This is a genomic window from Marisediminicola senii (assembly GCF_011057645.1).
GTDB classification, from domain to species: Bacteria; Actinomycetota; Actinomycetes; order Actinomycetales; family Microbacteriaceae; genus Marisediminicola; species Marisediminicola senii.
Map to the genome: position 1 here is coordinate 23,937 of NZ_JAALGE010000001.1, position 24,155 is coordinate 48,091.

21 protein-coding genes are annotated in these 24,155 nt (G+C 68.8%); 10 read left to right on the forward strand and 11 right to left on the reverse strand.

Annotation, left to right across the window (positions count from 1 at the left end; translation table 11 throughout):
- Positions 1 to 31 precede the first annotated feature (31 nt).
- Complete coding sequence (locus tag G5S38_RS00135) at positions 32 to 1,159, reverse strand: glycosyltransferase family protein (RefSeq protein ID WP_165063168.1); 1,128 nt, start codon at positions 1,157 to 1,159, stop codon at positions 32 to 34.
- Positions 1,160 to 1,510: 351 nt separating this feature from the next.
- Between G5S38_RS00135 and G5S38_RS00140 the strand changes: the two genes are divergently transcribed.
- Complete coding sequence (locus tag G5S38_RS00140; RefSeq protein ID WP_235928817.1) at positions 1,511 to 3,016, forward strand: MFS transporter; 1,506 nt, start codon at positions 1,511 to 1,513, stop codon at positions 3,014 to 3,016.
- A gap of 197 nt (positions 3,017 to 3,213) precedes the next feature.
- On the opposite strand, the gene G5S38_RS00145 is transcribed toward G5S38_RS00140, so the two are convergent.
- Positions 3,214 to 4,578 (reverse strand): LPXTG cell wall anchor domain-containing protein, encoded by a 1,365-nt coding sequence (locus G5S38_RS00145; RefSeq protein WP_165063169.1) that lies wholly within the window; start codon positions 4,576 to 4,578, stop codon positions 3,214 to 3,216.
- Between the two features lie 247 nt (positions 4,579 to 4,825).
- Here G5S38_RS00145 and G5S38_RS00150 point away from each other — a divergent pair, with 247 nt between their 5' ends.
- A complete protein-coding gene (locus tag G5S38_RS00150; RefSeq protein ID WP_165063170.1) occupies positions 4,826 to 5,659 on the forward strand; it encodes an SDR family NAD(P)-dependent oxidoreductase in 834 nt (277 codons plus the stop codon).
- On the opposite strand, the gene G5S38_RS00155 is transcribed toward G5S38_RS00150, so the two are convergent.
- The 4 genes from G5S38_RS00155 to G5S38_RS00170 all read right to left on the reverse strand — a co-directional run bounded on the left by G5S38_RS00155 (position 5,656) and on the right by G5S38_RS00170 (position 10,333).
- On the reverse strand, positions 5,656 to 6,567 hold the full coding sequence (locus G5S38_RS00155; protein WP_165063171.1) for a carbohydrate ABC transporter permease: 912 nt from the start codon (positions 6,565 to 6,567) through the stop codon (positions 5,656 to 5,658). The genes G5S38_RS00150 and G5S38_RS00155 overlap by 4 nt on opposite strands.
- 9 nt (positions 6,568 to 6,576) lie before the next feature.
- Positions 6,577 to 7,566, reverse strand: coding sequence for a carbohydrate ABC transporter permease (locus G5S38_RS00160; protein WP_165063475.1), 990 nt, complete (start codon positions 7,564 to 7,566; stop codon positions 6,577 to 6,579).
- Between the two features lie 2 nt (positions 7,567 to 7,568).
- Positions 7,569 to 8,867 carry an ABC transporter substrate-binding protein gene (locus G5S38_RS00165; RefSeq protein WP_165063172.1) on the reverse strand — a complete coding sequence of 433 codons (1,299 nt, stop codon included), beginning with the start codon at positions 8,865 to 8,867 and terminating at the stop codon, positions 7,569 to 7,571.
- Positions 8,868 to 9,085: 218 nt separating this feature from the next.
- Complete coding sequence (locus G5S38_RS00170) at positions 9,086 to 10,333, reverse strand: LacI family DNA-binding transcriptional regulator (protein ID WP_165063173.1); 1,248 nt, start codon at positions 10,331 to 10,333, stop codon at positions 9,086 to 9,088.
- A 254-nt stretch (positions 10,334 to 10,587) separates the two neighbouring features.
- On the opposite strand from G5S38_RS00170, the gene G5S38_RS00175 reads away from it, so the two are divergent.
- From G5S38_RS00175 to G5S38_RS00190, 4 genes are all read left to right on the forward strand, one after another.
- The gene (locus G5S38_RS00175; RefSeq protein ID WP_235928818.1) at positions 10,588 to 11,832 is read left to right on the forward strand and encodes a Gfo/Idh/MocA family protein; all 1,245 of its coding nucleotides are present in this window, start codon (positions 10,588 to 10,590) and stop codon (positions 11,830 to 11,832) included.
- Entirely contained in the window at positions 11,829 to 12,518 is a 690-nt protein-coding gene (locus G5S38_RS00180; RefSeq protein WP_165063174.1) for a ThuA domain-containing protein, read from the forward strand. The genes G5S38_RS00175 and G5S38_RS00180 overlap by 4 nt, the downstream gene beginning before the upstream one ends.
- A complete protein-coding gene (locus tag G5S38_RS00185) occupies positions 12,503 to 13,600 on the forward strand; it encodes a Gfo/Idh/MocA family protein (RefSeq protein WP_165063175.1) in 1,098 nt (365 codons plus the stop codon). The genes G5S38_RS00180 and G5S38_RS00185 overlap by 16 nt, the downstream gene beginning before the upstream one ends.
- A gap of 95 nt (positions 13,601 to 13,695) precedes the next feature.
- Positions 13,696 to 15,033, forward strand: a complete 1,338-nt coding sequence (locus G5S38_RS00190; RefSeq protein ID WP_201276535.1) for an endo-1,4-beta-xylanase — start codon at positions 13,696 to 13,698, stop codon at positions 15,031 to 15,033.
- Position 15,034: 1 nt separating this feature from the next.
- Here G5S38_RS00190 and G5S38_RS00195 read toward each other — a convergent pair whose 3' ends face one another.
- A complete protein-coding gene (locus G5S38_RS00195; RefSeq protein ID WP_165063176.1) occupies positions 15,035 to 16,372 on the reverse strand; it encodes an HNH endonuclease signature motif containing protein in 1,338 nt (445 codons plus the stop codon).
- Between the two features lie 321 nt (positions 16,373 to 16,693).
- Between G5S38_RS00195 and G5S38_RS00200 the strand changes: the two genes are divergently transcribed.
- Entirely contained in the window at positions 16,694 to 18,349 is a 1,656-nt protein-coding gene (locus G5S38_RS00200) for an alpha-amylase family protein (RefSeq protein WP_165063177.1), read from the forward strand.
- A 70-nt stretch (positions 18,350 to 18,419) separates the two neighbouring features.
- Here G5S38_RS00200 and G5S38_RS00205 read toward each other — a convergent pair whose 3' ends face one another.
- From G5S38_RS00205 to G5S38_RS00220, 4 genes are all read right to left on the reverse strand, one after another.
- Positions 18,420 to 19,382: a hypothetical protein gene (locus tag G5S38_RS00205; RefSeq protein ID WP_165063178.1), complete on the reverse strand. Its 963-nt coding sequence runs from the start codon at positions 19,380 to 19,382 to the stop codon at positions 18,420 to 18,422.
- Between the two features lie 40 nt (positions 19,383 to 19,422).
- The gene (locus G5S38_RS00210) at positions 19,423 to 20,046 is read right to left on the reverse strand and encodes a DNA alkylation repair protein (RefSeq protein ID WP_165063179.1); all 624 of its coding nucleotides are present in this window, start codon (positions 20,044 to 20,046) and stop codon (positions 19,423 to 19,425) included.
- A gap of 110 nt (positions 20,047 to 20,156) precedes the next feature.
- Entirely contained in the window at positions 20,157 to 20,615 is a 459-nt protein-coding gene (locus G5S38_RS00215; protein ID WP_165063180.1) for a GNAT family N-acetyltransferase, read from the reverse strand.
- Positions 20,616 to 20,623: 8 nt separating this feature from the next.
- Positions 20,624 to 20,956 carry a hypothetical protein gene (locus G5S38_RS00220; RefSeq protein ID WP_165063181.1) on the reverse strand — a complete coding sequence of 111 codons (333 nt, stop codon included), beginning with the start codon at positions 20,954 to 20,956 and terminating at the stop codon, positions 20,624 to 20,626.
- Between the two features lie 144 nt (positions 20,957 to 21,100).
- Here G5S38_RS00220 and G5S38_RS00225 point away from each other — a divergent pair, with 144 nt between their 5' ends.
- The 3 genes from G5S38_RS00225 (at position 21,101) to G5S38_RS00235 (ending at position 24,140) form a co-directional block, all read left to right on the forward strand.
- Positions 21,101 to 21,826 carry a phosphotransferase gene (locus G5S38_RS00225; RefSeq protein WP_165063182.1) on the forward strand — a complete coding sequence of 242 codons (726 nt, stop codon included), beginning with the start codon at positions 21,101 to 21,103 and terminating at the stop codon, positions 21,824 to 21,826.
- 122 nt (positions 21,827 to 21,948) lie between these two features.
- Entirely contained in the window at positions 21,949 to 22,881 is a 933-nt protein-coding gene (gene bla / locus G5S38_RS00230) for a class A beta-lactamase (protein ID WP_165063183.1), read from the forward strand.
- Positions 22,878 to 24,140: an MFS transporter gene (locus G5S38_RS00235; RefSeq protein WP_201276536.1), complete on the forward strand. Its 1,263-nt coding sequence runs from the start codon at positions 22,878 to 22,880 to the stop codon at positions 24,138 to 24,140. Before bla ends, G5S38_RS00235 begins: the two co-directional genes overlap by 4 nt.
- The last annotated feature ends 15 nt before the right edge of the window (positions 24,141 to 24,155 follow it).

Here is a 24,155-nt window from a genome sequence, read left to right on the forward strand (position 1 = left end):
GGGCTATTCGTGTTGACTCGGGTACGTCCAGTCACGGCGGCTGGATCACCCATAGCAACTGGATCGCCACGGGCTGCAGCACCACGGCGACCGCGAGTGCGGCGATCCGCCGGGATCGGGTGGCGGTCAGCAGCGGGGCGGCGAGGGCCGGGGCGAGCGGCAGCAGCATCCGGAACAGGCTCTGCTGGGGGAGGAACACGGCGAACAGGTATGCCGCGTAGCTGCCGAGGTAGGCGAGCATGGCGGTGCCGCACCGGCGCGCCCCCGGGCGACGCAGCAGCACGGCGACGAGCAGCATGAGGGCGATGACGGCGACGATTCCGGCCGGCCCCAGGTAGCGGCCCGCCATCAGGAACCACGGCGAGAACGGCACGAACTCCACGTCGCCGATGTGGAACCGCCACCACGCCAGCTCGGTGCGAAAGTAGGCGTCGGTCTCGCCCGTGGCCGCGTCGACGATGACCGGCCACGAGAAGCCCGCCGCGGCGATCACGACCGCGGCGAGTCCGGGGGCCACCGTCGACCGCAGCGGTCGTTCGCGACGGACCAGGTGGATGCCGCCAGCCACGACCACCGCGCAGGCGATCGCCAGCGCGCCCGGGTGGGTGAATGCCGCAGCCACCCCGCAGGCAGCGACGAGCCACCAGCGATCGCGCTGCATCGCCGCGAGGGCACCGAACATCAGGAGCAGGAACATGCTCTCGGCATAGGCGACCTGCAGCACGAACGACAGCGGCGAGAAGCACAGCAGAACCGCGCCCCACAACGCCGTGCTCTCGTCGAACCGGAACGAGAGCACCGTGAACAGCGCAATGGCGGCAGCCCCGCCGAACGCGATCGAGAGCGCGACCGCGATGACGCCGGCGTCGAGTCCCGTGAACAGCAGGCTGCGAATGAGGAGCGGATACAGCGGCAGGAACGCCCACACGTTCTTCTGCACGAGCCCGTCGTCGTTCTCGGGGAGGGTCGACGGGTAGCCGTCCAGGGCGATCTCGCGATAGTTCAGACCGTCCCATGACTGCAGGAGGTCGAGGAAGTCAGTATCGCCGGGGAACTGGGCGATCGGGCGGCCCTGCCGGATCGCGATCGCGTAGGCGGCGACCAGCAGCAGCGTCGTCAGCGCCCGGGAGAGCGCGTAGGCGGCCAGGACGATGAGCACTGGGCGATGACGCGGGCGCGTGCGCTGGTGCGGTGCAGTCGAACGCGCAGCGCTGGGATGCACTGCGCCCGAGTGCACTGCGCCCGAAAGCGCAGCGCCGGGATGCACTGCGCCCGAATGCGCTGTCGGCATGGTGGCCATGCTCCAGCATCGCGACCGCGGTTGACCCGGGGTCGAACGTGGGGTGTCGGGCTGTTGAACCCCTGGTTTTCCGGCTGCGTCGGTTGCAACGGCTGGTAAAGTCGACAGCCTGTCCGGCTCCGTCGCTGGAGTGGTCATTCTCCGTCGCGAGATGTGGTCCGAGGCTCGAAACCTCCTGCATCCCCCACCCCGTCATTCCGGAGGATTCCTATGTCCAATCGCGCCGACAATCGCGCCGCCACCCCCGCCGCCGACGGCATGCCCGGTCGCCCCCGTGGTCGTGCCGCAGGTCGCACCCCCAACAAGTGGGCCTCGCTGGCCATCCTGTCGCTCACCCAGCTCGTCGTCGTTCTCGACGGCACGATCGTGAATGTCGCGCTGCCCCAGGCCCAGTTCGAGCTCGACCTCTCCGACAGCCAGCGCCAGTGGGTCGTGACCGCCTACGCCCTCGCGTTCGGTGCGCTGCTGCTGCTCGGTGGCCGCGTCGCCGACTACTGGGGGCGCAAGCGCACCTACCTGGTCGGCATGGTCGGCTTCGGTATCGCATCGCTGCTCGGCGGCCTCGCGCAGACCGGTGAACTGCTCATCCTCGCTCGCGGCCTGCAGGGGGCATTCGCCGCCCTGCTCGCCCCCGCTGCCCTGGCCCTGCTCACGGTCACCTTTCCGTACGGCAAGGACCGCAACACCGCGTTCGCCGTGTTCGGAACCATCGCCGGCACGGGTGCGGCGGTCGGCCTCGTGCTGGGCGGCGTGCTCACCGAGTTCGCCGACTGGCGCTGGTGCCTCTATATCAATGTCGTCTTCGTGCTGATCGCGCTCGTCGGCGGAATCCGCATCCTCGCCGAGAGCAAGGCCGCCGGCGACAACAAGTACGACCTCGCGGGAGCCGTGACCGTCACCCTCGGCCTCGGCGCCGTCGTCTACGGATTCAGCCTCGCCGAGGGTGGATGGGGTTCGGCCGACACCATCGGGTTCCTCGCACTCGGCGCCGGGCTGCTCGTCGCGTTCGTCGTCATCGAGTCCCGCGTGGCGCAGCCCCTGCTGCCGTTGCGCATCGTGACCGACCGGGTGCGCGGAGGCGCCTTCCTCATCCAGGCGGTCGTCGGCATCGTGATGATCGGCTCCACCCTCTACCTCGCACTGCACCTGCAGCTCGTGCTCGGCTTCCAGCCGCTCGAAGCCGGTCTCGCCAACCTGCCCCTCACGCTCGTGATCATGGTGGTCGCCCCCATTGCGACCAAGCTGCTCCCCGCCATCGGTCCGCGCCCCCTGCTCGTGTTCGGACCGCTCATCACCGCGGGCGGCCTCGTGCTGCTCAGCGGCGTGACGGCCGACGGCAGCTACCTCACCCAGGTGCTCCCCGGGCTCATCGTGATGGGCGTGGGAATGGCGATGGTGTTCGTGCCGATCCAGAACCTCGCGCTCGCGGGCGTCGAACCGCACGATGCCGGAGCCGCATCGGCCACCGCCAACTCCGCCGTGCAGATCGGCGGCTCGGTCGGGCTCTCGGTCTTCACCGCTGTCTACGTCTCGGTCAGCGCGCAGGCGCAGTCGAACGGAAACCCGCTCGTCGCCATGGCAGACGGGCACTCCGCCGTCTTCATCGGCGCCGCCATCGCGATGGTCGTCGCGAGCATCATCGCCGCGACGATGATCCGCGGTGACAAGTCGGTGCTGATGCCCGACCACGGGGAGCACGCGCAGCCGGCCCTCTGAGTCGCATCTGAGCTGCTGCGGGCCGGTCCCCGATCGTGCAGCTCGGCCCTCTGATCTGCAGCTCTGCCCTCCGATCGACCAGGTCTGCCCTCTGATCTGCAGCTCGGCTCGGCCCCTCACCCTGCCGCAACGACAAGACCCCCGGGTCTCCATCGCGAGATGAAGGCCCGGGGGTCTCGTCGGTACTGCCAGCGGTATTAGCTCGCGAGTTCGCGCCGACGACGCATGAGCAGAATGGATGCCCCGGCGAGCGTCAGCAGCGCGCCCAGTCCCACGAACTCGGCGGTCGTCGCACCCGTAGCGGCAAGCTGCGAGCCGGTGGCGGGAACCGTGACCGTGATGGGCGGAACCGCAGCCGGTGCTACGGCGGCGACTACGGAGAACTCGACGGTCTCCGACGGCAGCGACCGCAGCGCGACCAGTTCGCCGTTGTCGTCGACCTCGGCGTGTGCGGCGGTCGCGGTGTAGGTCTCGGGCGTGGCCGCGAGGGTCACTGTCCAGTTGCCGTCGGCGTCCACGATGATCGGGTCGGCCGGTGCGGCGGGCTCAGCCGGTGCGGTGGGCTCGACGGGGGCGGCGAGCGAGCCCAGGTTCTCCAGTTCGTCGGCGATCTCGTCGACGAGGGCGGAGGGAACGGCCAGGAGCAGGATGTTCTCGCCCGCGACTCCGGTACCGGTGAAGGTGACGGTGTCGCCCACGATGACCTGGCCAGCAGTGGGGCTGGTGATCACGGGAGCGTCGAGAAGCGGTGCTGGCAGCGTGAAGCTCACCGTGGCGGTTCCGGTGACCACTCCCGCGAGGGTCTCCGTGATGGTGACGGACTGCTGCGTCGCGGCGTCATCGGCGTAGGCGCCGGTCACGGCCCAGATGCCGTCTTCGACGACGACCGGCGTGGTGCCGGCGGCGAGCGCTCCGGTGCTGTCGCGAACCTCGACGGTTGCGCCGTCGGTTCCGGTGCCGGAGAAGATCACGAGCGAGCGCAGGATCTGCTCTTCACCCGGTGCCGGCGTGATCACCGAGAACGTCGGCGTCGGCGTCGGGGTGGGGGTCGGGGTGGGTTCGGGCGTGGGGGTCGGCTCAGGCGTGGGAGTCGGCGTCGGCTCCGGAGTCGGTGTCGGCTCCGGGGTGGGAGTCGGTGTCGGTTCGGGATCGACGGCCGCGGTCGGCAGCGTGAAGTTCACGACGACGGGTCCGAACAGTTCACCGCGGCTGCCGCCGCCTACGAGGGTCACTGACTGGGCTACCGGCGCGTCGGCGGCGTACTCGGGAAGCGCGATCGTGAACGCAGTCGGAGCGCCAACACCGCCATCAGCGGCTGTCGTGGTCGAGCCCAGCTGCGGGCCGCTCACCGTAGCAAGGGCGGCGATCGTGGTGCCGGCGGGAGCCGTTCCCGTGATCGTGACCGTGCGCGACTGCACTGTCGCACCTTCGGCGGGGCTGGTGATGCTGATATTGGCGGGGGCTGCGGAGGCGGCGGAGGCCGACAGCAGCGCACCCCCCAGGGCGAGCGAGATGACGGCAGGTACTGCGAGTACCTTGCGCCAGGGCAGAGTGATAGACACGAATTCTCCTCAGAGGGGGTTGGCTGTCGTCAAGCTAACACGCAGACTCAAGAATGTCTCGTGTTATCTCCGGACCTCGGACCCCCCCCGTTTGGGGGCGTCGGTACCCCGCCCGTCCCCAGCCTGTGCGCGGCCTTTCCCGTGCTCGTCCCGCGCGGTACGCAGCAACCGCCCCGAGTCGCAGGGCTACAGTCGGTATTCCGCATCACGGGAACTGCAACGTTGTCGTGCCCCAGAAGGAGACAGCGTGGCATCCAAGACCATCGTCATCACCGGCGCAAGCGACGGCATCGGCGAGGCGGCCGCGCGCCGCCTGACCCGCGACGGCCACTCGCTGGTCCTCGTCGGTCGGTCGCCGGAGAAGACGAAGCGCGTCGCCGACGAGCTGGGTGCGCCCTACTACGTCGCGGACTTCACGCGCCTGGCCGAGGTGCGGCAACTCGCCGCGCAGCTCGAGCTCTCCGTACCCCGTATCGACGTGCTGGTGAACAATGCCGGCGGCATCTTCGGGGAACGCAATCGCACCCCGGACGGCTATGAGAAGACCCTGCAGGTCAACCACCTCGCGCCGTTCCTGCTCACCACGCTGCTCATGCCGACGCTGATCAGCAGCGGCGCGAGCGTGCTGAACACCTCGAGCATCGCGGCCAGCCTGTTCGGCAAGATGGACATCGACGACCTCAACAACGAGCGCAAGTTCTCGTCGAACAAGGCATACGGCGATGCGAAACTCGCCAACATCCTGTTCACCAAGGAACTGCACCGCCGGTATTCGGCCGACGGGCTCTCTGCCGTCGCCTTCCACCCCGGCAACGTGAAGACCGCGTTCGCGTCGAACACCACGAGCCTGATGCGGTTCATCTACCGAACGCCGCTCGGCTTGCTCGCCGGCCTGATCAGCCCGGAGCAGGGCGCGGACAACACGGTGTGGCTCGCCGAGACGACCCCCGGGGTCGACTGGGTCTCCGGAGAGTACTACGAGAAGCGCGTGCTCTCGACGACGAACCCGCAGGTGCTCGACGAGAAGCTCGCCGCGGCCTTCTGGGAACGCAGTGCCGAGATGGTGGCGCTGACGGTCTAGCGGATGCCGCTGCGCGCGAATCCCTGCACGAAGTATCGCTGGAACGCGAGGAACAGCACGATCATGGGCAACACAGACAGCAGGGCGAACGCCATGATGGCCCCATAGTCGGAGCCGAACGCTCCCTGCAGAAAGAGCATGCCGATCGGCAGCGTGAACAGCTCGCTCTCCTTGAGCGCGATCAGCGGCCACGCGAAGTCGTTCCACGTCGAGAGGAACGTCAGCAGCACGAGCACGGCGATCAGCGGCTTGCACAGCGGGAGCACGATCTGCGCGAACACCCTGATGCCCCCTGCGCCGTCCATCTTGGCCGCCTCGATGATCTCGCGTGGGATGCCGATGATGAACTGCCGGGCGAGGAAGATACCGAATGCGGTGGCAGCCGACGGCAGGATGACGGCCCAGTACGTTCCGTACAGCCCGAGCCCGGTGACCAGCCTGAACTGCGACACCATGATCACCTGCACCGGCAGCATGAGGGTCGACAGTGCGAGCAGGAACATCAGGTTGCTGCCGGGGAATTTCAGGTGTGCGAATGCATACCCCGACATGAGGTTCACGGCCACGGTGATCGCCGTCACGACGATCGCGATCGCGATCGAGTTGCCGAACCAGGTGGCTACCGGGAATGTCGTGAACACCGTGTCGAAGTTGGCGAGGGTGAAGTCCTGTGGCCACAGGCGCAGCTCGCGAGTGAGCAGTTCGGTGCGCGGCGAGAATGCCACCACGACCATCCAGTAGAGCGGAAACAGCAGGATGCCGCAGCTCATGATTGCGAGCGCCACCCGCAGGGCCTTGCCCCTCCGCTGGGCGGTGCTTGGCTTGCGGCGCCGAATGGGTGCCGTGCCGCCCGTCGCGGAACCCGCGGCTGCCGCGCCCGCCTGATCGACCGGTGTCGAGAGTGTCATGTCGTTCTCCTACCCGACCTGGTCGCGCGACCGGTTGAACCGCCATTGCAGGGCGGTGAAAATGAGGGTCATCACGAGCAGCACGATGCCGATCGCGGCCGCGTAGCCCTGGTCGCGGGTGACGAACCCGTTCTCGTAGGCGTAGGTGACGAGTACCGAGGTGGAGTAGCCAGGGCCACCGCCGGTGAGCACGAAGACGATGTCGAAGACCTGGAAGGAGTAGATGACGTTCATCACCAGGAGGAAGAACGTCGACGGGCCGACCATGGGAACCGTGATGTAGCGGAACTGGTTCCAGCCACCTGCGCCGTCGATGCGTGCGGACTCGTACAGCTCCGGTTCGACAGCCTGCAGCCCGGCGAGGTAGATGATCATGTTGAAGCCGACCCGCCACCACAGGCTCACGAGCACGACGGACATCATGGCGGGGATGCCCTCCGACTGCCAGGAGATCGCGCCGAGTCCGGTCGCGCGCATGATCTTGTTCACGATCCCGTTGTTCTGGTCGAAGATGAGGACGCCGATGAGTGCGGTGGCCACCCCGGAGATGACCATCGGTAGCACGATGATGGTGCGGAAGATGCCACGGGCTGGCATCACCGAGTTCATCAGAACGGCTAGCCCCAGCCCGAGCGCCATGCTCAACGGAACGACCAGCACGGTGAACAGCAGCGTGTTCGCGGCCGACTGCCAGAAGATCGGGTCGGCCAGCAACCGGCCGTAGTTGTCGAGCGCGACGAACACGCCGTCGCCGAAGCCATTGGTGTCCTGCAGGCTGATCCAGCCCGCCCACACCACCGGGAGGAACAGGAACACGCCGAGCAGCACGAGGTTCGGCCCGAGAAAGCTGTATCCCTCTGCCGCATCGAGGGCTGCTCGACGTAATCCAGCGCGCCGCCTGCCGGGCGACCGCTGGCCACCCCGCTGTGGCTGCGGGTGCTCCAACGGGTCGGGCGCCTCGGTGGCGTCGGTCGCCGTCTCGACGCCCGGGGTCGACATCGTCACCGCGCAGTCGCCGCAGCGATACCGTCGGACAAATTGCGGATGGTGTCGTCGGTGCCTTGGCCGCCGATGAATGCCTGCTCGAGCTGGTCGCTCAGCACGGTTCGGATCGCATCGACCGAGGGCGAGGCGAACTGCGCCGCGTCCTCCGGCTGCACCGTCGACGCCTGCCCCACGAAGAAGCGCCCGAGCTCCGGGAGGGCCTCGAATTCGAGATCCTCGCCGACGAGGTCCTTGCGGGTCGGCAGCAGGCTGGAGGCCGTGCAGAAGTCGAGCTGCGTCTCGCGCCCGGTGAGGAAGGCGAGGAACTCGGCGGCGAGCTCCGGCTTCGAGGTGTTCGCGGTGGCGACGAGGGGGTTGCCTCCGAGGTCACTGCCACCCCGGGCGTTGCGGGGCTGGAATGTCGCGCCGACCTCGAAGGGCGCGAGGGAGGCGGCATCCGGCAGCAGGAATGTTCCGCCGAACGCCATCGCGGCGGTCTCCGAGAAGAAGGTCTCGCTCGCGAAGGTGGCGGACTTGACCGAGTTGTTCTGGGGGACGAGGTTTCGCTCGAAGAAGCTCTTGGTGAAGTCGACGGCGGCGCGGCCCGCGTCCGAATCGACGGCCGGGGTGACGAGGTCCTCTTCGAGGAAGCGGCCGCCGGCCTGGAACAACCAGCTGAACCACCGGGTGACGCTCGCGGACTGCCAGTTGTAGGCCAGGGGATAGCGGTCCTCCGGCAACTGCGAACGCAATTGGACGAGTACGGCGTCAAACTCTTCCCAGGTCCACGCGCTCTCGAGCGTGTCGGGCACCGACGTGATGCCGGCGGCCGCGAACGCCTCCTTGTTGAAGAGGATGGTGGAAGTGTCGGTGATGTGCGGCACCGCGTAGGGGATGCCGTCGTACTGAACTGCCTCCCACAGCGGGTCGGTGAACTGGTCGCCGAAGTCGGAGTCGAGGTACTGGCTGAGGTCGAGCAGCTGGTCACGCCCCGCGTAGGTGCCCAGGTTCGTGTAGACCGCGCGGAAGATGTCCGGCTCGGTGCCCGACTGCAGTTGCGCGTCGATGTTCTCGAACATCTGCTGGTACGGCACGACATTGAGTCGCACAGTCGCGCCCGGGGTCGCCTCCTCGAACGCGGCGATTGCCCGCTCGAAGCCGCCGAGTTCTGCCTCTGTTCCCCAGGTCGTGAAGGTCAGCTCGTTGCTGCCCGACGCCTGGCCGGCCGGTCGGGAGAATCCCGCGCAGGCGCTCAGTGCGGCGACGCCGCCGAGTGCACCGGCGAGGCCCAGAATCTGTCGTCTGCTGATGTCCATGGAGCGTCCTTGCCTGGGGAGCGGCCGTACTTCTGGGGGTGGCCGCGACGTCTGCGTCGATCACGATCGTGTCGACGACAACGCCCGAAACGTGAGTCGAGTCGGACGCCGGAAATCAACCAAACCCGGGGTCGTCGTAGGTGTCAAGACGGCGGTCGGGGGCACGCCAGCATTGGCAGGAACCGGTCAGTTTCGGGGCGATTCTCAGCTGGTGACAGTCAGCGCGGCGCTGCCGTCGACTCGCGCACGACGAGCCTCGTCGCGAGCTCGATGTGGTGCGACGCGGGTTCCTTGCCGGTGGCCAGTGCGATGACGGTCTCGGCGGCCATGCGGCCCATGCCGACCAGCGGGGCGCGCACCGACGTGAGCTTGGGATTCGCCCACTCCGCCTCCGGGATGTCGTCGAAGCCGGCGACGGAGAGGTCGGTGGGCAGGTCGAGTCCGCGGCGGCGGGCGGCCTCCATCACGCCGAACGCGATCGTGTCGCTGCCGCAGAGGATCGCGGTCGGTGGTTCTGCGAGGTCGAGCAGTTCGCCGCCGAGCTGCACGCCGGCCTCGAACCCGTAGGGACCGTTGCGGTGCAACTCGCGGTCGTCGGGGAGCCCCGCGCCCTCGAGGGCGAAGCGGAATCCGCGCAGGCGGTCGATGGTCGGGGTGGATCCAGCCGGACCGCCGACCCAGCCGATGCGGCGGTGGCCCAGCTCGATGATGTGTTCGGTGACGGAACGGCTGCCCGTCCAGTCGGTGGAGCTGATGCTCACCACCTCGTCGTCCTTGGAATCGACGGGGTCGATGGTCACCAGCGGCAGGGCGATGCGCGTGGCGGTGACGGCGACTTCGGCGGGGAGCGCGGACGTGACGGCGATGAGTCCGCGGGTCGACGCGTTCTCCTGCACCCAGGTCCTGGCCGCGGCCGGCGTCGCGCTCGCGAACCCGGTGGGGAGGATGCGCACGACGACGTCGGTGTCGCTCTCTGCGGCGGCCAGCACGAGGCCCTGCAGGATCAGTGACGAGTACTGCGACGTCAGGGAATCGAACACCGCGGTGATGCGGGAACGACCGGGTTCCGAGGGGCGTGCCACGGTGCGGCGGTAACCGGCATCGTCGATGATGCGCAGTACGCGGTCGCGGGTGGCATCGGAGACGTCGCTCCGTCCATTCAGCACCTTCGACGCTGTGGCCTGCGAGACGCCGGCACGTTCCGCCACCTGGCGGAGGGTGATGCGGGGGGTGCCCCGAGCGCCGCTGCGGGCGTTGCGGTGGGTGGTTGAGTGCGTCGAATGGATGTCGCTGCCGCTGTCGGCGGTGGGCGCGGGCTCGGCGGCGCGGGGGTCTGCGGCGCGGCGGTCGGCGTCGATGTCGTCGGTCGCGCCGGACAGGGTCGTGCGGCCGGTGCCGTCGGTGCTGGTGCTGCTGCCGGTGCTGCCAGTGGTGCCGGACGTGCCGGTCTTGCTGCGAGATGCCATGAGACCCCTTCGAAAGGTTTCGAGCATACGGCTTTCGGATCACGCCGGGGCGGCCTCAGCTGGATCTGTGGAAACTCCAGCACTTTTGTCGGGTTTCCGCATTTCGCTCGAAGACGCCCGGTGAACGAGATCTCGGCGAACCGAGTGGCGATTTCGTTTGCGTGAGCGCTCACATCGTCTGTTAGCGTCGATTGAACAGTTCGGCTGCCGGTCGCAACAGTTTCGAAGCCTTCCCAATGACGCAGGAGCCACCGATGACAGCCCCCCGCACGACACTCAACGTCGCCATGATCGGCCACGGATTCATGGGCGCCGCCCATTCGCAGGCATGGCGCACCGCCCCGAGGTTCTACGACCTCGCCATCGAGCCGAGGATGCACACCCTCGTGGGGCGCGACCCCGAGCGCGTCGCCGCCGCGGCCGACAAGTTCGGCTGGGACAACACCGACACCGACTGGCGCCGCGTCGTCGAGAGCGACGACATCGACATCGTCGACATCGGCACGCCCGGCGACACCCACGCCGAGATCGCGCTCGCGGCCCTCGCCGCCGGCAAGCACGTCATGTGCGAGAAGCCCCTCGCCAACTCCGTGGCCGACGCCGAGAGGATGACGGCCGCCGCAGCCGACGCCGACGCCCGGGGCGTCCGCTCCATGGTCGGCTTCAGCTACCGCCGGGTTCCCGCCGTGGCCTTCGCCCGCCAACTGGTCGCCGACGGCCGCATCGGCGAGGTGCGCCAGGCCCGCGCGCAGTACCTGCAGGACTGGCTCGCCGATGCCGAGGCGCCGCTCACCTGGCGCCTCAATAAGGAGCTCGCCGGATCGGGCTCGCTCGGCGACATCGGAGCGCACGCCATCGACCTCGTGCAGTACATCACCGCACAGTCCGTCGCCGAGGTCAGCGGAATCCTCCACACCTTCGTGACCGAGCGACCCCTGCTTGGTGAGGGCTCCGGCCTGAGCGGCACGGCCTCCACCGAGCGTGGCCCGGTCACGGTCGACGACGTCGCCCTGTTCACCGCGCGGCTCGAGGCCCCGGGCGCGGCGCCCGCCGCGCTCGCCACCTTCGAGGCGACGCGGTTCGCGACGGGACGCAAGAACGCCGTCCGCGTCGAGATCAACGGCTCGCTCGGCTCTGTCGCCTTCGACCTGGAACGCATGAACGAGCTCGACTTCTACGATGCGACCCTTCCGGCCACGGAACTCGGATTCCGCCGCATCCTCGTCACCGAACCGGAGCACCCGTACATGGCCGCATGGTGGCCCACCGGACACACCATCGGCTACGAGCACGCCTTCAGTCACCAGGTGCGGGACTTCCTCACCAGCATCGCCGAGGGTCGCCCCGCCGAACCTTCGTTCTCGGAGGGCCTGCAGATCCAGCGGGTACTCGACGCGATCGAGACCAGCGCGGGCGCGGGCAGCGCCTGGACGGCACCAGAACCAGCACCGGGCTCCACCACGGGAGCACCGGTCACCACTACAGGAGTCACAGAATGAAGCAGGCACTCATCGTTCGCGGAGGCTGGGACGGCCACCAGCCCATCGAGACCACCGACGCCATGGTGCCGTTCCTCGAGGCCAGTGGCTTCGAGGTACGGATCGAGGAATCACCCGCCGTCTACGCCGACGCCGACTACATGGCCACGGTCGACCTCATCGTGCAGAACAACACCATGAACTCGATCGAGGCCGACCAGCTGGCAGGACTCATCGGTGCCGTCGAGCGGGGAGCCGGTTACGCCGGGTGGCACGGGGGCATCGCCGACTCGTACCGCAATTCGTCGGATTACATGCACTTCGTCGGGGGGCAGTTCGCGACGCACCCTGGCAAGCACCCCGACGAGCGCACGGGCGAGCAGTCGGACAACTACATCCCGCACACCATCACCATGCTCCCGGTCGCCGCCGAGCACGAGATCACCCGCGGCATCGACGACTTCGACCTCGTCACCGAGCAGTACTGGGTGCTGAACGACGACTACATCGATGTGCTCGCGACCACGACGCTCGCCGCCAACCCGTGGAACCCGTGGAAGCGACCGGTGACTTCACCCGCGATCTGGACCCGGCAGTGGGGCGAGGGCCGCATCTTCGTCTGCACCCCCGGCCACCGCCTCGAGATCCTCGAGAACCCGACCGTTCGCACCATCATCGAAAGGGGAATGCTGTGGGCAACCCGCTGAAAATCGGAGTCGTCGGCGTCGGGAAGATCAGCGAGCAGTACTTCGCCGAGTTTCCGAAACTGCCGGGTCTCGAGCTCGTCGCCGTCGCCGACCTCGACCTCGCACGTGCGAAGGCCGTCGCCGCCGAACAGGGCGTCGAAGCCCTCACCGTCGATGAGATCCTGCTCGACCCGCGCATCGACGCGATCCTGAACCTCACCATCCCCGCGGCGCACGTCGAGATCGGCACGCGCGCCCTCGAAGCGGGCAAGCACGTCTACGCCGAGAAGCCGCTCGCCCTCGCCCCCGATGAGGCGGTCGGGATGCTGGAGCTCGCGACGCAGCGAGGGCTGCGGGTCGGCTCCGCCCCCGACACCGTGCTGGGCACCGGCGTGCAGACGGCGCGGGAACTGCTCGATTCCGGTCGCATCGGCGAGCCGGTGGGAGCCGCGGCGCATTGGTCCGCGCCGGGGCACGAGGCGTGGCATCCAGCCCCCGAGTTCTACTACCAGCCGGGTGGCGGCCCCCTGTTCGACATGGGTCCGTACTACCTCACCAGCCTCGTGAGCCTGTTCGGCCCGGTGGCGCGGGTGTTCGGAACGGCCACGCGATCGGACCGCACCCGCACGGTGGCGCAGGGCCCGCGCGCCGGCAACACCATCGATGTATCGATCGACACCCACATCAACGCGACGCTCGTGCACGCGAACGGACTCACCTCCACCCTCTTCGTGAGCTTCGAGGTATGGGCGACCCGCGCTCCTCTGTTCGAGGTCTTCGGAACCGACGGCACCATCTCGGTCGCCGACCCGAACTGGTTCTCGAAGTCGACCGAGATCTGGACCACCGAGAATCCAGAGTGGACCGAGGCCCCGGCCGCCGCGGGATACCAGGACGCTGGTCGCGGTGTCGGCCTCGCCGACATGGCGCACGCGATCGAGACCGACCGTCCGCACCGGGCGTCGGGCGAGCTCGCCTTCCATGTTCTCGAGATCATGGATGCCGTCATGGCATCGTCACGCGACGGACAGGTCATCGACCTGAAGAGCACCGCCCCCCGACCCGACGTCGTCGCCCTCGGCACGACCCCGAGCGACTGGTGAGCGCCGTGGATGGCAGTGCGATAAACGGCAGTGCCGTGGACGGCAGTGTTGTAAACGGCAATGCCGTAAACGGCAATGTTGCGAATGGCGGTGCGGTGGATGACAGTGCCGTGAACGACCGCATCGAACGGGGTCTCGCCGACCGGCGACTGTCGCGGACGGTGACCGTGATCGGAGCGGATGGCCGCCCGGCCGCCGACACCGACGTCGTCGTCGAGCAGCGTAGCCACGCCTTCGGATTCGGCAACATCGGATTCGACCTGATCCCGCTGGCCAATACCGAACCGTTTCCGGAAGGCGATGACGGCCCGGTCGACCTCGAGCGCCTCGGCGAGCAGTTCCTGGGCGTGTTCAACCAGGCCACCCTGCCGTTCTACTGGGGCCGGTTCGAGCCGGAGCGCGGTGCGCCCGACACGGAGCGCATGATGCGAGCCGCGCAGTGGTTCGCCGATCGTGGTGTCACCGTGAAGGGTCATCCACTGGTCTGGCATACCGTGACCGCACCGTGGCTCCTCGAACTTCCCGTGGACGAGATCGAGCGGGTGCAGCGCGAGCGGGTGCGTCGTGACGTCGCCGCGTTCGCCGGGGTCGTCGATGTCTGGGATGCCATCAACGAGGCCGTGATCATGCCGGTGTTCGAGAACGGCGACAACGGGATCACCAAGCTCGCCCAGTCGATCGGCCAGCTGCCGATGATCAGGCTCGCCTTCGAGGAGGCGCGCGCTGCGAATCCGTCGGCGACCCTGCTCATCAACGACTTCGACCTGTCGCCCGCCTACGAGCTACTCATCGAGCAGGTGCTCGAGGCCGGGATCCAGGTCGACGCGATCGGGCTGCAGACCCACATGCACCAGGGCTACCGCGGAGAGCAGCAGATCCTCGAGATCGCGGACCGGTTCGCGCGCTTCGGATTGCCGTTGCACTTCACCGAGAGCACCCTGCTGTCGGGCGAGATCATGCCGCCCCACATCGAAGACCTCAACGACTACGTCGTGGACTCCTGGCCGTCGACCCCCGACGGCGAAGCGCGCCAGGCGGACGAGATCGTGCGCCACTACCGCTCGCTCGTCTCCCACCCGGCCGTCGAGGTCATCAACTACTGGGGTATCACCGACCACGAGGCATGGCTCGGCGCCCCGGTCGGCCTCGTGCGGGCCGATGGCACCGAGAAGCCGTCGTATGGCGCGCTGCGCGACCTCATCATGGGGGAGTGGTGGCATGCGCCGAGCACCCTGCGCACCGATGCCGAGGACCGCGTGCGTGTCGATGGGTTCGCAGGGGAGTACGCCGTGACCAGCGCGGGGCTCAGCGGAACGTTCGCTCTCGCGAAGGACGCTGGTGCCGAGGCCGGCGCCGGTGCTGGTGCCGGCGCCGGTGCTGGTGCTGGTGCTGGTGCTCAGGCTGGCGCCGGTGCCGAGGTGCGGCTGGGTTGAGCTACCGGCGCTCGGGAGGTACCGGCTCGATACGGGTGGCGGCGTCGGTCGTGTAGGTGCGGTTCTGGGGTGAGGTCCACTCGAGGGTCGCGCCGGGCTTCTGCTTGACGGTCCACCGAGTGTGGTGCTTCGTCAGGTGGTGCTTGCGGCAGAGGAACGCGAGATTGTCGTGGGCGGTCGGTCCGCCGTGCTGCCAGTCGATGGTGTGGTCGATGTCGCATCCGGTTGCCATGCGGCCACAGCCGGGGAATCGGCAGGTCTCGTCACGCACCCGCAACCAGGTTCTGAGGTCGGCCGGCACCGTGTAACGGTCGCGACCCACCGAAAGCACCGCGCCGGTCTCGGGGTGGGTCAGCACCCGGATCAGCGACGGTGCGTTCGAGGCGAGCTGCTTCGCGGTCTCGATGTCGATGGGTCCGTACCCCTCGAGGATGGCGGGCTCGTCGCTGTGCCCGAGAAGGGTGAGCACCGGAACGGTGACGATCACCGTCGCCTGGATGCCGCGCCCCATGCCTTCGCAGGTGTCTCCGTCGATCAGCAGGCCCGCGAACACATCGGCGCGCAACTGCGTGAGTGTGCGGGTGTCGCCCGCGGCCTTGAGTCCGGCGGCGATGCGCCCGATCCGGTCGCTGATCGCGAACGCCGTGTCGGCGGGAAGCTGCGCCTCGATGCTCGCCATTCCGTCGCGACCCGGATCGACCCGCACTGAGCGGTCTTCTGCGGCGCGCATGCGGCGTCGCTCGATGCTCTCGGGATGACGCCTCTCGCGCAGGGCGCGGGCGACCCGCTCGAGGCGGGGAACCGTCGACGTCTCGGCGACGGGCACCAGCTGCTCTTCGAACCCTCCGCCCGCGTCGTCGGGGAGGGAGGAGGCGTGGTCGATGACGGTCTGCGCGTGTCGGTAGCTGATGCGCCCGAGCCGCAGGCTGTTGAGCGTCGCAGGCAGGTGCTCGCACAGGTACTGCGACTCGTTCACCAGTTTCTCGACGGTGCTCTCCGGCATGCGCAGCGTGCACGCGAGCTCAGTCACCAGTTCGCGTCGCGCGATCTCGACCCCCGACCAGATGGGACCGGAAGGAGTCGATCCAGAGCCCTGGGAGGGCATCGATGCGAGCTCGGTCGTCTCGCTCCACTGCCGGGCCTGGTCGATCATCTCGGCGCGCAGCGCGGTGGCGGCGGCGATCAGACCGGTGATCGAACCGATGTCGTCGACGATGTCGCCGCGGGTGTCGGCCATCTTGGCGCGGACCTCGAGGGGTACGTCGACGGGAACGGCGGTGGGAGGTGGGGCGCCTGCTTGGGCTGTGCCTGGCGCCGAGGCATCCATTGGTCTTTCCATGACTCAAGGCCATACCCGGCCACCGACAAACCGTGGCCGAAATCACGCCTTCGGAGGGGTGCTGTGCAAAGGTCGCGCAAAGAAAACGTGGGGAGGAGAAGTCCAGCGCCAGAAGCCTTCGAGAGGTGCCAGAAAGCGCGAGAAAACCGCCAGAAACCACCAGAAATCACCCGAGACCACCCGAAGCACGGCCTCGACCCCGGCCACAAGCGCCCTCCCAACCACCGATCGGTACGCTCGTGGGGTACGTCTTCACGACCTCGAGCCACGCACGCGTCGCCTCGAGCCACGACCCCCGCCGCACGCCGACAGGAGCCACCCATGAGACTGACCGACACCAGCGACCTGTGGTGGAAGACCGCGATCTTCTACAACCTCGACGTCAAGACCTTCCTCGACTGGAACGACGACGGCATCGGCGACTTTCAGGGCGTCGCGCACCGCCTCGACCACCTCGCCGAACTGGGCGTCACCTGCCTGTGGCTCGCTCCCTTCTATACGTCGCCGCGGCGCGACAACGGCTACGACATCTCCGACTACTACGGCGTGGATTCCCGCTACGGCCACTTCGGTGACTTCATCGAACTGGTGCGCACGGCAAAGGACCGGGGCATGCGGGTCATCGTCGACCTCGTCGTGAATCACACGAGCGACCAGCATCCATGGTTTCAGGCTGCTCGCAACGACCGCACGAGCCGGTTCCGCGAGTTCTACCAGTGGCGCGACGACGAGCCGGCCGAGCAGCCGCAGAACCTGTTTCCCGATGTCGAAGACGGCGTGTGGTTCTGGGACGACGTCGCCGGCCAGTACTACCGACACACGTTCTACCGGCACCAGCCCGACCTCGCCACCGACACGCAGGTCGTTCGTGACGAGATCGCGAAGGTCATCGGGTTCTGGCTGCAGCTGGGTATCGACGGATTCCGCGTCGATGCCGTGCCCTACCTGATCGACACGGAGGATGGCGCGGAGCACGAGTACCTGCGGGCGATCCGCCGTTTCGTGTCGCGGCGAAACGGAACCGGCGTTCTGCTCGGCGAAGTGAACCTGCCATACGACGAGCAGCTCAAGTTCTTCGGGGATGCCGACGGCGACGAGCTGACGATGCAGTTCGACTTCGTCGCGAACCAGCGGCTCTACCTGGCGCTGGCCCGGGGCGACGCGGCTCCGCTGACCGAGGCGCTGCTGGCCCGTCCGGCGCTCGCCCGCGGCAACCAGTGGGGCAATTTCGTGCGCAACCACGACGAGCTCACGCTCGACCAGCTCAGCGAGAGCGAACGCGCCGAGGTGTTCGAGGCGTTCGCGCCCGAGGAGGGCCAGCGCATCCACGGCCGCGGCATCGTGCGCCGGCTGCCGCCGATGCTCGACGGGGATCCGCGCCACATCCGCATGGTCTACAGCCTGCTGTTCTCGCTGCCGGGGTCGCCGGTGCTGTACTACGGCGAGGAGATCGGCATGGGCGAGGAGCCGAGCATCACCCGCAGTCGCGCGGCGGTGCGCACCGCGATGCAGTGGTCGCCAGACGCGAACGGCGGATTCTCGAACGCGGCGGCGGAAGCCCTGGTTCCCGTCGTCGTGAGCGGAGGTAACTCGCCCGAGCACGTGAACGTCTCGCAGCAGCGCCACGACCCGACGTCGCTGCTGTCGTTCATCAAGCGGCTGACCACGGCCTACCGGGGTGCCCCCGAGATCGGGTGGGGCACGTTCGCGGTGCTCGACCAGCCGCACACCTCGGTGCTCGCGCACTCCATCGAGAGCGAGCTCGGCCTGTTCGTCGCCGCGCACAACTTCGCGCCGGACGGCCGCAGCTTCACCCTCGCCATCGACGGTGCGGGAGACGACTGGCTCGTCGTCGACATGCTCTCCGATGACCCCGCCCCGCGCCCGCTGGCCGACGCGCAACTCTCCGTCGACCTCGGCGGGTACGGCTACCAGTGGTGGCGCGTGGTGCGGCCGGGGGAGAAGCGGCTGCTCTAGGGGTTGGTGAGGGGTGGATGCCACGGGGCGCGGGGCAGCGGCATGAGAGACGAACCCCGTGGGCGGCGGTTCAGCCGACGGACGAGGTAATCGACAGGCCACCTCGTGGATCCCAGAAGTACGTCAACGCGCTGAACTCGCCGTCTTCGACGAATTCGTCGTGGACCGCGAGTCCCGTGGTCGCGAACATCCCCTCCGAAGTGCACTGGAAGGTGATCTCGCTGGGATCGCGGCTGACCGAGAGGCAGACTCGGTTCAGTTCATCGCGGGCCACGTACAGGTCGGGCCCCTCGACGAGCTCGTACGCCCGAACGGTCTCGGGGTCGATGGCGGCCGCGTAGCTGACGATGCCGGCGCGGTCTTCGTCGTCCTGCGGCTCGTCGAAGATCTCGAGGGCGACGACCTCCCGCTCGGCGTCGTCGAATGGCACGGGAGCGGCCAGGGGCATACTGAACTCCGCACTCGCGAAACCCGCGGCGAAGGCTAGCGCAATCGCCAGCGCGACCAGCGCTCGCCGCCATCGCGTGCGTCGCTTCGCCGCCCCTGCCGGGTGGTCACCAGTCTGATGTGTTGCGGGTTCGGCGCCATCGCCTCGAGCTTTCGGCGCTTCGGTCTCCGACTCCTCCGTCGGGGCCGGCCCGCGGCTTCCAGTGGACTGAACGGCAGTGGCTGCAGCGGCTGCAGCGGCGGCGGCCTCGGCAGCCTCGGCGGCCTCGGCGGCGGCAACCGCGCTCGTGATCGCCGTCCGCTCGACATCGATGCGCTGATGCAGGGCGAGCAGGGCCGCAGTCTTCTCGTTCCACTGTTCCGACGTCTCCGGCACGGAGTACACCGCGTACTCGAGTTCGCGCAGGTGCAGAAGGGGCGACGGGATTCCGCCGGGGGTGGGCTCCGTCGGCGCCGAGTACCACCACAGCGCATCGTCGAGATCGGTGTGGCCGGTGTATGCCGCGCGCACGGCAGCGCGGTACTCGGGATTGGTGCGTGCGCGCCAGTAGGGAGTGCCGGTCGATGGGGCGTTGTCCGAGGTCACGGAGTCATCCTCACATGAGGGCGGCCGGAAGGCAGTCACCTCAGCCCAGCGCGGCTCGCAGGCGGTCTGCTGCCTCGAGGGCAACCCCGCGGTCATTGGATGCCACGGCGCTCGCCGCGCGCAGGCGTCGCGCTGCGGCATCCACTCGATCTTCTGCCGACCCTGACCCGCTGGAACGCAACCCGCGCAGGGGCGCAAGCAGGGCGGCACGCCGCACCCACTCGTCGGGGTCACCCGCCCACCGCAGCAGTGCGGTCTGCGCCCTGTCGAGGCGACTCCCATCGAGCTGCTCGGTCAGCGGGCCGACCACGTCGGTCGCCAGCGGGTCGACCAGTGCACGATGGCGGGCGGCACGGATGAAGCCCTCGATGCGGGTCAGGTCGGAATTGTCGAGCTGCTGCACGCGCGTCTGCAGCAGCACGACCGCGGCCAGCCGTCGCTCGAAGACCGGCTCGCTCCACAGTTCGGTCGACAGTGCGGTGATGTCATCGCGGGTGAGTGCCGGGTAGCGCAGCAGGGAGTCGCGGACCGTGCCGCGAACGGCCCCGACAGACGCGCCATAGAAGCGGAGGTCGATGCCGAGCCGGACGCGTTCGGCCTCTGCGCGGTAGTAGTCGCCCTCGAACTCGAGCCGGGAGTCGATGAAATCGGCTGGCTCAGTCACCGCTCCATTCTGCGGTGTCGTCGGGTGGGGTTCGGTCAGTCGGGCGGGGCGGGCGAGGTCGGCGAACCAAGCGAGGTGGGGGAGCCTAGAAGAAGGCGACACGCCACCGACTACAGCAGCTTCTTCATCTGGGTTGCGACGGTCGCGTACCCCAGCCGGGCGTAGAGTTCGCGGGCAGTGTCGTTGTAGCCGAAGACATTCAGGCCTATCGAGGTGACCCCGTGCTCGCGCGCCAGTTCCTCGGCCTGGTGGATTGCGGCGGCTGCGAGGCCCCGCCCGCGCCGATCCTGCTTGACGAAGATGTCCCACAGCCACCAATCGACTCCCGCACCCGGGTTCGCTGGACCCACCCAGATCCAGCCTGCGGGCGCCTCGTCCTCGACGATGTCCATGACGTGGTGCTGGGCCTGTGGCTGGCCGCCCGGGAAGAGTGCCTCCCAGTCGGCGTCGGCCTTCGCGCGGGCCATCTCGTGCGTCTCGCCGGCGCGCACGCGCGCTTCGATGTAGGCAGCGCTGGCTCGACGCATCCACTCAGCGAACCGGTCGTCGGCGATGCGAGCGAGTCGCACGTCGACGCTCAGACGACCCTCGCCGAGTTCGCGATGATCGCGACCGCCACCAGGGCGACCGCAGCGATAGAGAGCATGCCCGTGGCGAGCAGTGCGAGGCGGCGTCGGCCGGGCGCCGTGACCAGGCGCACCACGACCATCGCCGCATAGAGCACTACCACGGTGATCGCGGCCCCCAGCGCGAGACCGGTCGGCGGGCGGTCCATCAGCGCGATGAGCACACCCACCGCGATCGCGGCGAGGAGGCCGCCGAGGACGAGCCAGCTGCGCCCGTTCGAGGTCGTGAGGGATGCCTGGCTGCGGATGCGGGTGGGGTCGTCGTTCGGGTTGACGGAGGACATGCATCCATTCTCCCGCGCCGGCACGGGCAGCGCCTGAACGGAGGACCGACCCGACCGCCGCCGGCAGCGCCCGCCCCGACCCCCGCCGGCAGCGCCCGAACCGCCCGCACCCGCACCGAACCCCACCGCATATAGGCTGATCCGATGGACGGACCCCTGCCCGGCGGCAACATGAACGCGGTCGAGCGACACGGCGACAGTGTGCTGCGCACCGCCGGCCCGTGGACCCCGACCGTGCACCGCTACCTCGACTACCTCCGCATCGCGGGCGTCGACTGGGCTCCACGGCCGCTCGCCATCGAGGACGACCGCGAGCGCCTCTCGTTCATCGACGGCGACGTGCCCCTCTATCCGCTGCCCGGGTGGGTGTTCGCCGATGCCGTTCTCGAGCAGGGCGCCCGCATGCTGCGGCAGCTCCACGACGCGAGTATCGGCTTTGGTATCGATGGCTCGGTCTGGCAGTCGCCGTCGAAGATCCCCTCTGAGGTCATCTGCCACAACGACTTCGCGCCCCACAACCTCGCCTTTCGCGACGGCGTAATCATCGGTGCCATCGACTTCGACATGGGCTCGCCCGGGCCGCGGCTCTGGGACATCGCCTACTTCGCGACCAGGGCCGTTCCCCTCGGTGCCGTGACCCCGCCGAACGCCCCCGGCATGGGCGACGCGGGGCGACGCGTGCAGCTCATCCTCGATGCGTATGGGTCGGATGCCACGATCAGCGACGTACTGCGGGTCGCCGTCATCCGGCTGCACGACCTCGCGGCCATGTCCATCGCGAAGGCCGACGAGCTCGGCAAGCCGCACCTGCTCGCCGAGGCGGCAGAGTACGACCGCGACGCAGTATTCCTCAGCGACATCCGTCTGTAGACCTCGGCCCCGCGGCAACAACACCTACCGTCCCGACCAGGCCGCCCCCGGGCCGCGCGACCGGGTTCCGGCAGACTGGGAATCGCTGCTGCGGTGAGGGACACCCGGCGCAGAGGGAGCTCATGCCTGTCGTACTGGGCCGATCGACACGAACCATCGCCCTGGTCGCGCTCGCGGGCGCGGTGCTCGTGGGGTGCGGCAGCGCATCGACGGCGGGGAACGCGGGCGCGACGACGGGCCCGAGCGCCGCGGCATCCACCACCGCCCCTGCACCGGTCGATTTCATCGCGGAGTTCGACGAACTCGAGGCACGCTATGACGCGACGCTCGGGGTCTTCGCCGTCGACACCGGCACGGGTGTCGAGGTCGAGTGGCGGGCCGACGACAGGTTCGCCTACGCATCCACGATCAAGGCGCTTGCCGCCGCAGCCGCTCTCGGCCGATTCGGTATCGATGGGATGCAGCAGCCGGTCGCCATCGCGTCGAGCGACCTCGTGTCGTACTCGCCGGTGACCGAGACCCGTGTCGGTGGAAGCATGACCCTCGCCGAGATCGCCGACGCCGCGGTCACGCTCAGCGACAACACGGCGGGCAACTACCTGTTCGAGGCCCTCGGCGGGCCCGGTGAGCTCGACCGCGCGCTCGCCGTGCTCGGGGACGATACGACCACGGTGTCGCGCATCGAGCCGCAGCTCAACGAAGCCGCGCCGGGCGACGAGCGGGACACCAGCACCCCGCGGGCCATGGCGGGGAGCCTGCGCGAATACGTGCTCGGCGACGCCCTGCCCGAGGCCGAGCGCGCGCAGCTGACGGAGTGGCTCGTGGCCAGCCAGACCGGTGGTTCGCTGGTGGGCGCCGACCTGCCAGGTGACTGGACGATCGGCGACAAGTCGGGAGCCGGGGGATTCGGAACCCGCAACGACATCGCCGTCGTCTGGCCGTCGACGGGAGAGGCGATCGTGATTGCGGTGATGTCGACGCGCGGCGTCGAGGGGGCCGAGTACGACGACCGGCTGGTGGCGGAAGCCGCCGCGATCGCCGTGGGGGCGCTGTGAGCGCCGAGGTCGACCGCGCGCGGGTGCAGCGACGCACCCTGACCGTCGTGGTGCTGAGCCAGATCCTCGGCGGTGCCGGTCTCGCCGCGGGGGTCACCGTCGGCGCCCTGCTCGCGCAGGACATGCTCGGCTCCGACAGCTTCGCCGGCGTCTCGGCCGCCCTGTTCACGCTGGGAGCAGCGCTGACGGCATACATCGTCGGGCGCGTCACCCAGCGATCGGGACGTCGCATCGGGCTCAGTGCCGGCTTCGCGGCGGGCGGGGCGGGAGCGATCGGCGTCGTCATCGCCGCCGTGATCGACAGCCCCGCGCTGCTCTTTGCATCGTTCCTCGTCTACGGCGCTGGCACCGCCACCAACCTGCAGGCGCGGTATGCGGGCACCGACCTCGCACTCCCCGCGGTGCGCGGACGCGCGGTGAGTATCGCGCTGGTCTCCACCACAGCGGGCGCCGTCGCCGGTCCGAACCTGGTGCAACCACTCGGTGAGTTGGCGCTAGGGCTCGGTATCCCCGCGCTGGCGGGGCCGTTCCTGCTCGCGGCGGCCGCGTACCTGGGGGCGGGCGCCGTGCTGTTCGTTCTGCTGCGCCCGGATCCCTTCGTGCTGGCGCGGGAGCTCGCCGCGGGGGCGGCCGCCGAGGCATCCAATTCTGCAGTTGGCCAGGAGGACGCGTCGACCGTTCCCCGTCCCGGAACCGGTGCGTACATCGGCGCCGCCGTCATGGTGCTGACGCAGATCGCGATGGTCGCGATCATGACGATGACGCCGGTGCACATGCGGGCCCATGATCACGATCTGGGCGACATCGGACTGGTGATCAGCGTGCACATCGGCGCGATGTACCTGCCGTCGCTGCTGACCGGGGCCCTCGTCGACCGGGTCGGCCGAACGCCCATGGCGATCGCAGCCGGGGTTACCCTGCTCGCCGCCGGGGTCACCGCCGCGGTCGCGCCCGCCGACGACCTGGCCCTGCTCATTGTGGCGCTCGCGCTGCTCGGGCTGGGCTGGAACTTCGGGCTCATCGCCGGCACCGCGCTGGTGGTCGACAACACCGTGCCGGCCAATCGCGCGCGGGTGCAGGGCACGCTCGACGTGCTCATCGCGCTGGCCGGTGCGGGGGCGGGCATCATGTCGAGCATCGTGATGGCCGGCACCAGTTTCGCCACCCTGTCGCTCGCCGGCGGGGTGCTCGCGCTCCTGCTCATTCCCGTGCTCATCTGGGCGCACGCCGCGGACCGTCGGGTGAGTCTTCGCTCGTAAACATAGAGCGATGGT

Coding starts and splice junctions, on each gene's coding strand:
- G5S38_RS00140 (WP_235928817.1), top strand. CDS start 1,511: ATGTCCAATCGCGCCGACAATCGCGCCGCCACCCCCGCCGCCGACGGC.
- G5S38_RS00155 (WP_165063171.1), bottom strand. CDS start 6,567: ATGACACTCTCGACACCGGTCGATCAGGCGGGCGCGGCAGCCGCGGGT.
- G5S38_RS00160 (WP_165063475.1), bottom strand. CDS start 7,566: ATGTCGACCCCGGGCGTCGAGACGGCGACCGACGCCACCGAGGCGCCC.
- G5S38_RS00165 (WP_165063172.1), bottom strand. CDS start 8,867: ATGGACATCAGCAGACGACAGATTCTGGGCCTCGCCGGTGCACTCGGC.
- G5S38_RS00170 (WP_165063173.1), bottom strand. CDS start 10,333: ATGGCATCTCGCAGCAAGACCGGCACGTCCGGCACCACTGGCAGCACC.
- G5S38_RS00175 (WP_235928818.1), top strand. CDS start 10,588: ATGACAGCCCCCCGCACGACACTCAACGTCGCCATGATCGGCCACGGA.
- G5S38_RS00180 (WP_165063174.1), top strand. CDS start 11,829: ATGAAGCAGGCACTCATCGTTCGCGGAGGCTGGGACGGCCACCAGCCC.
- G5S38_RS00195 (WP_165063176.1), bottom strand. CDS start 16,372: ATGGAAAGACCAATGGATGCCTCGGCGCCAGGCACAGCCCAAGCAGGC.
- G5S38_RS00200 (WP_165063177.1), top strand. CDS start 16,694: ATGAGACTGACCGACACCAGCGACCTGTGGTGGAAGACCGCGATCTTC.
- G5S38_RS00220 (WP_165063181.1), bottom strand. CDS start 20,956: ATGTCCTCCGTCAACCCGAACGACGACCCCACCCGCATCCGCAGCCAG.
- G5S38_RS00225 (WP_165063182.1), top strand. CDS start 21,101: ATGGACGGACCCCTGCCCGGCGGCAACATGAACGCGGTCGAGCGACAC.
- bla (WP_165063183.1), top strand. CDS start 21,949: ATGCCTGTCGTACTGGGCCGATCGACACGAACCATCGCCCTGGTCGCG.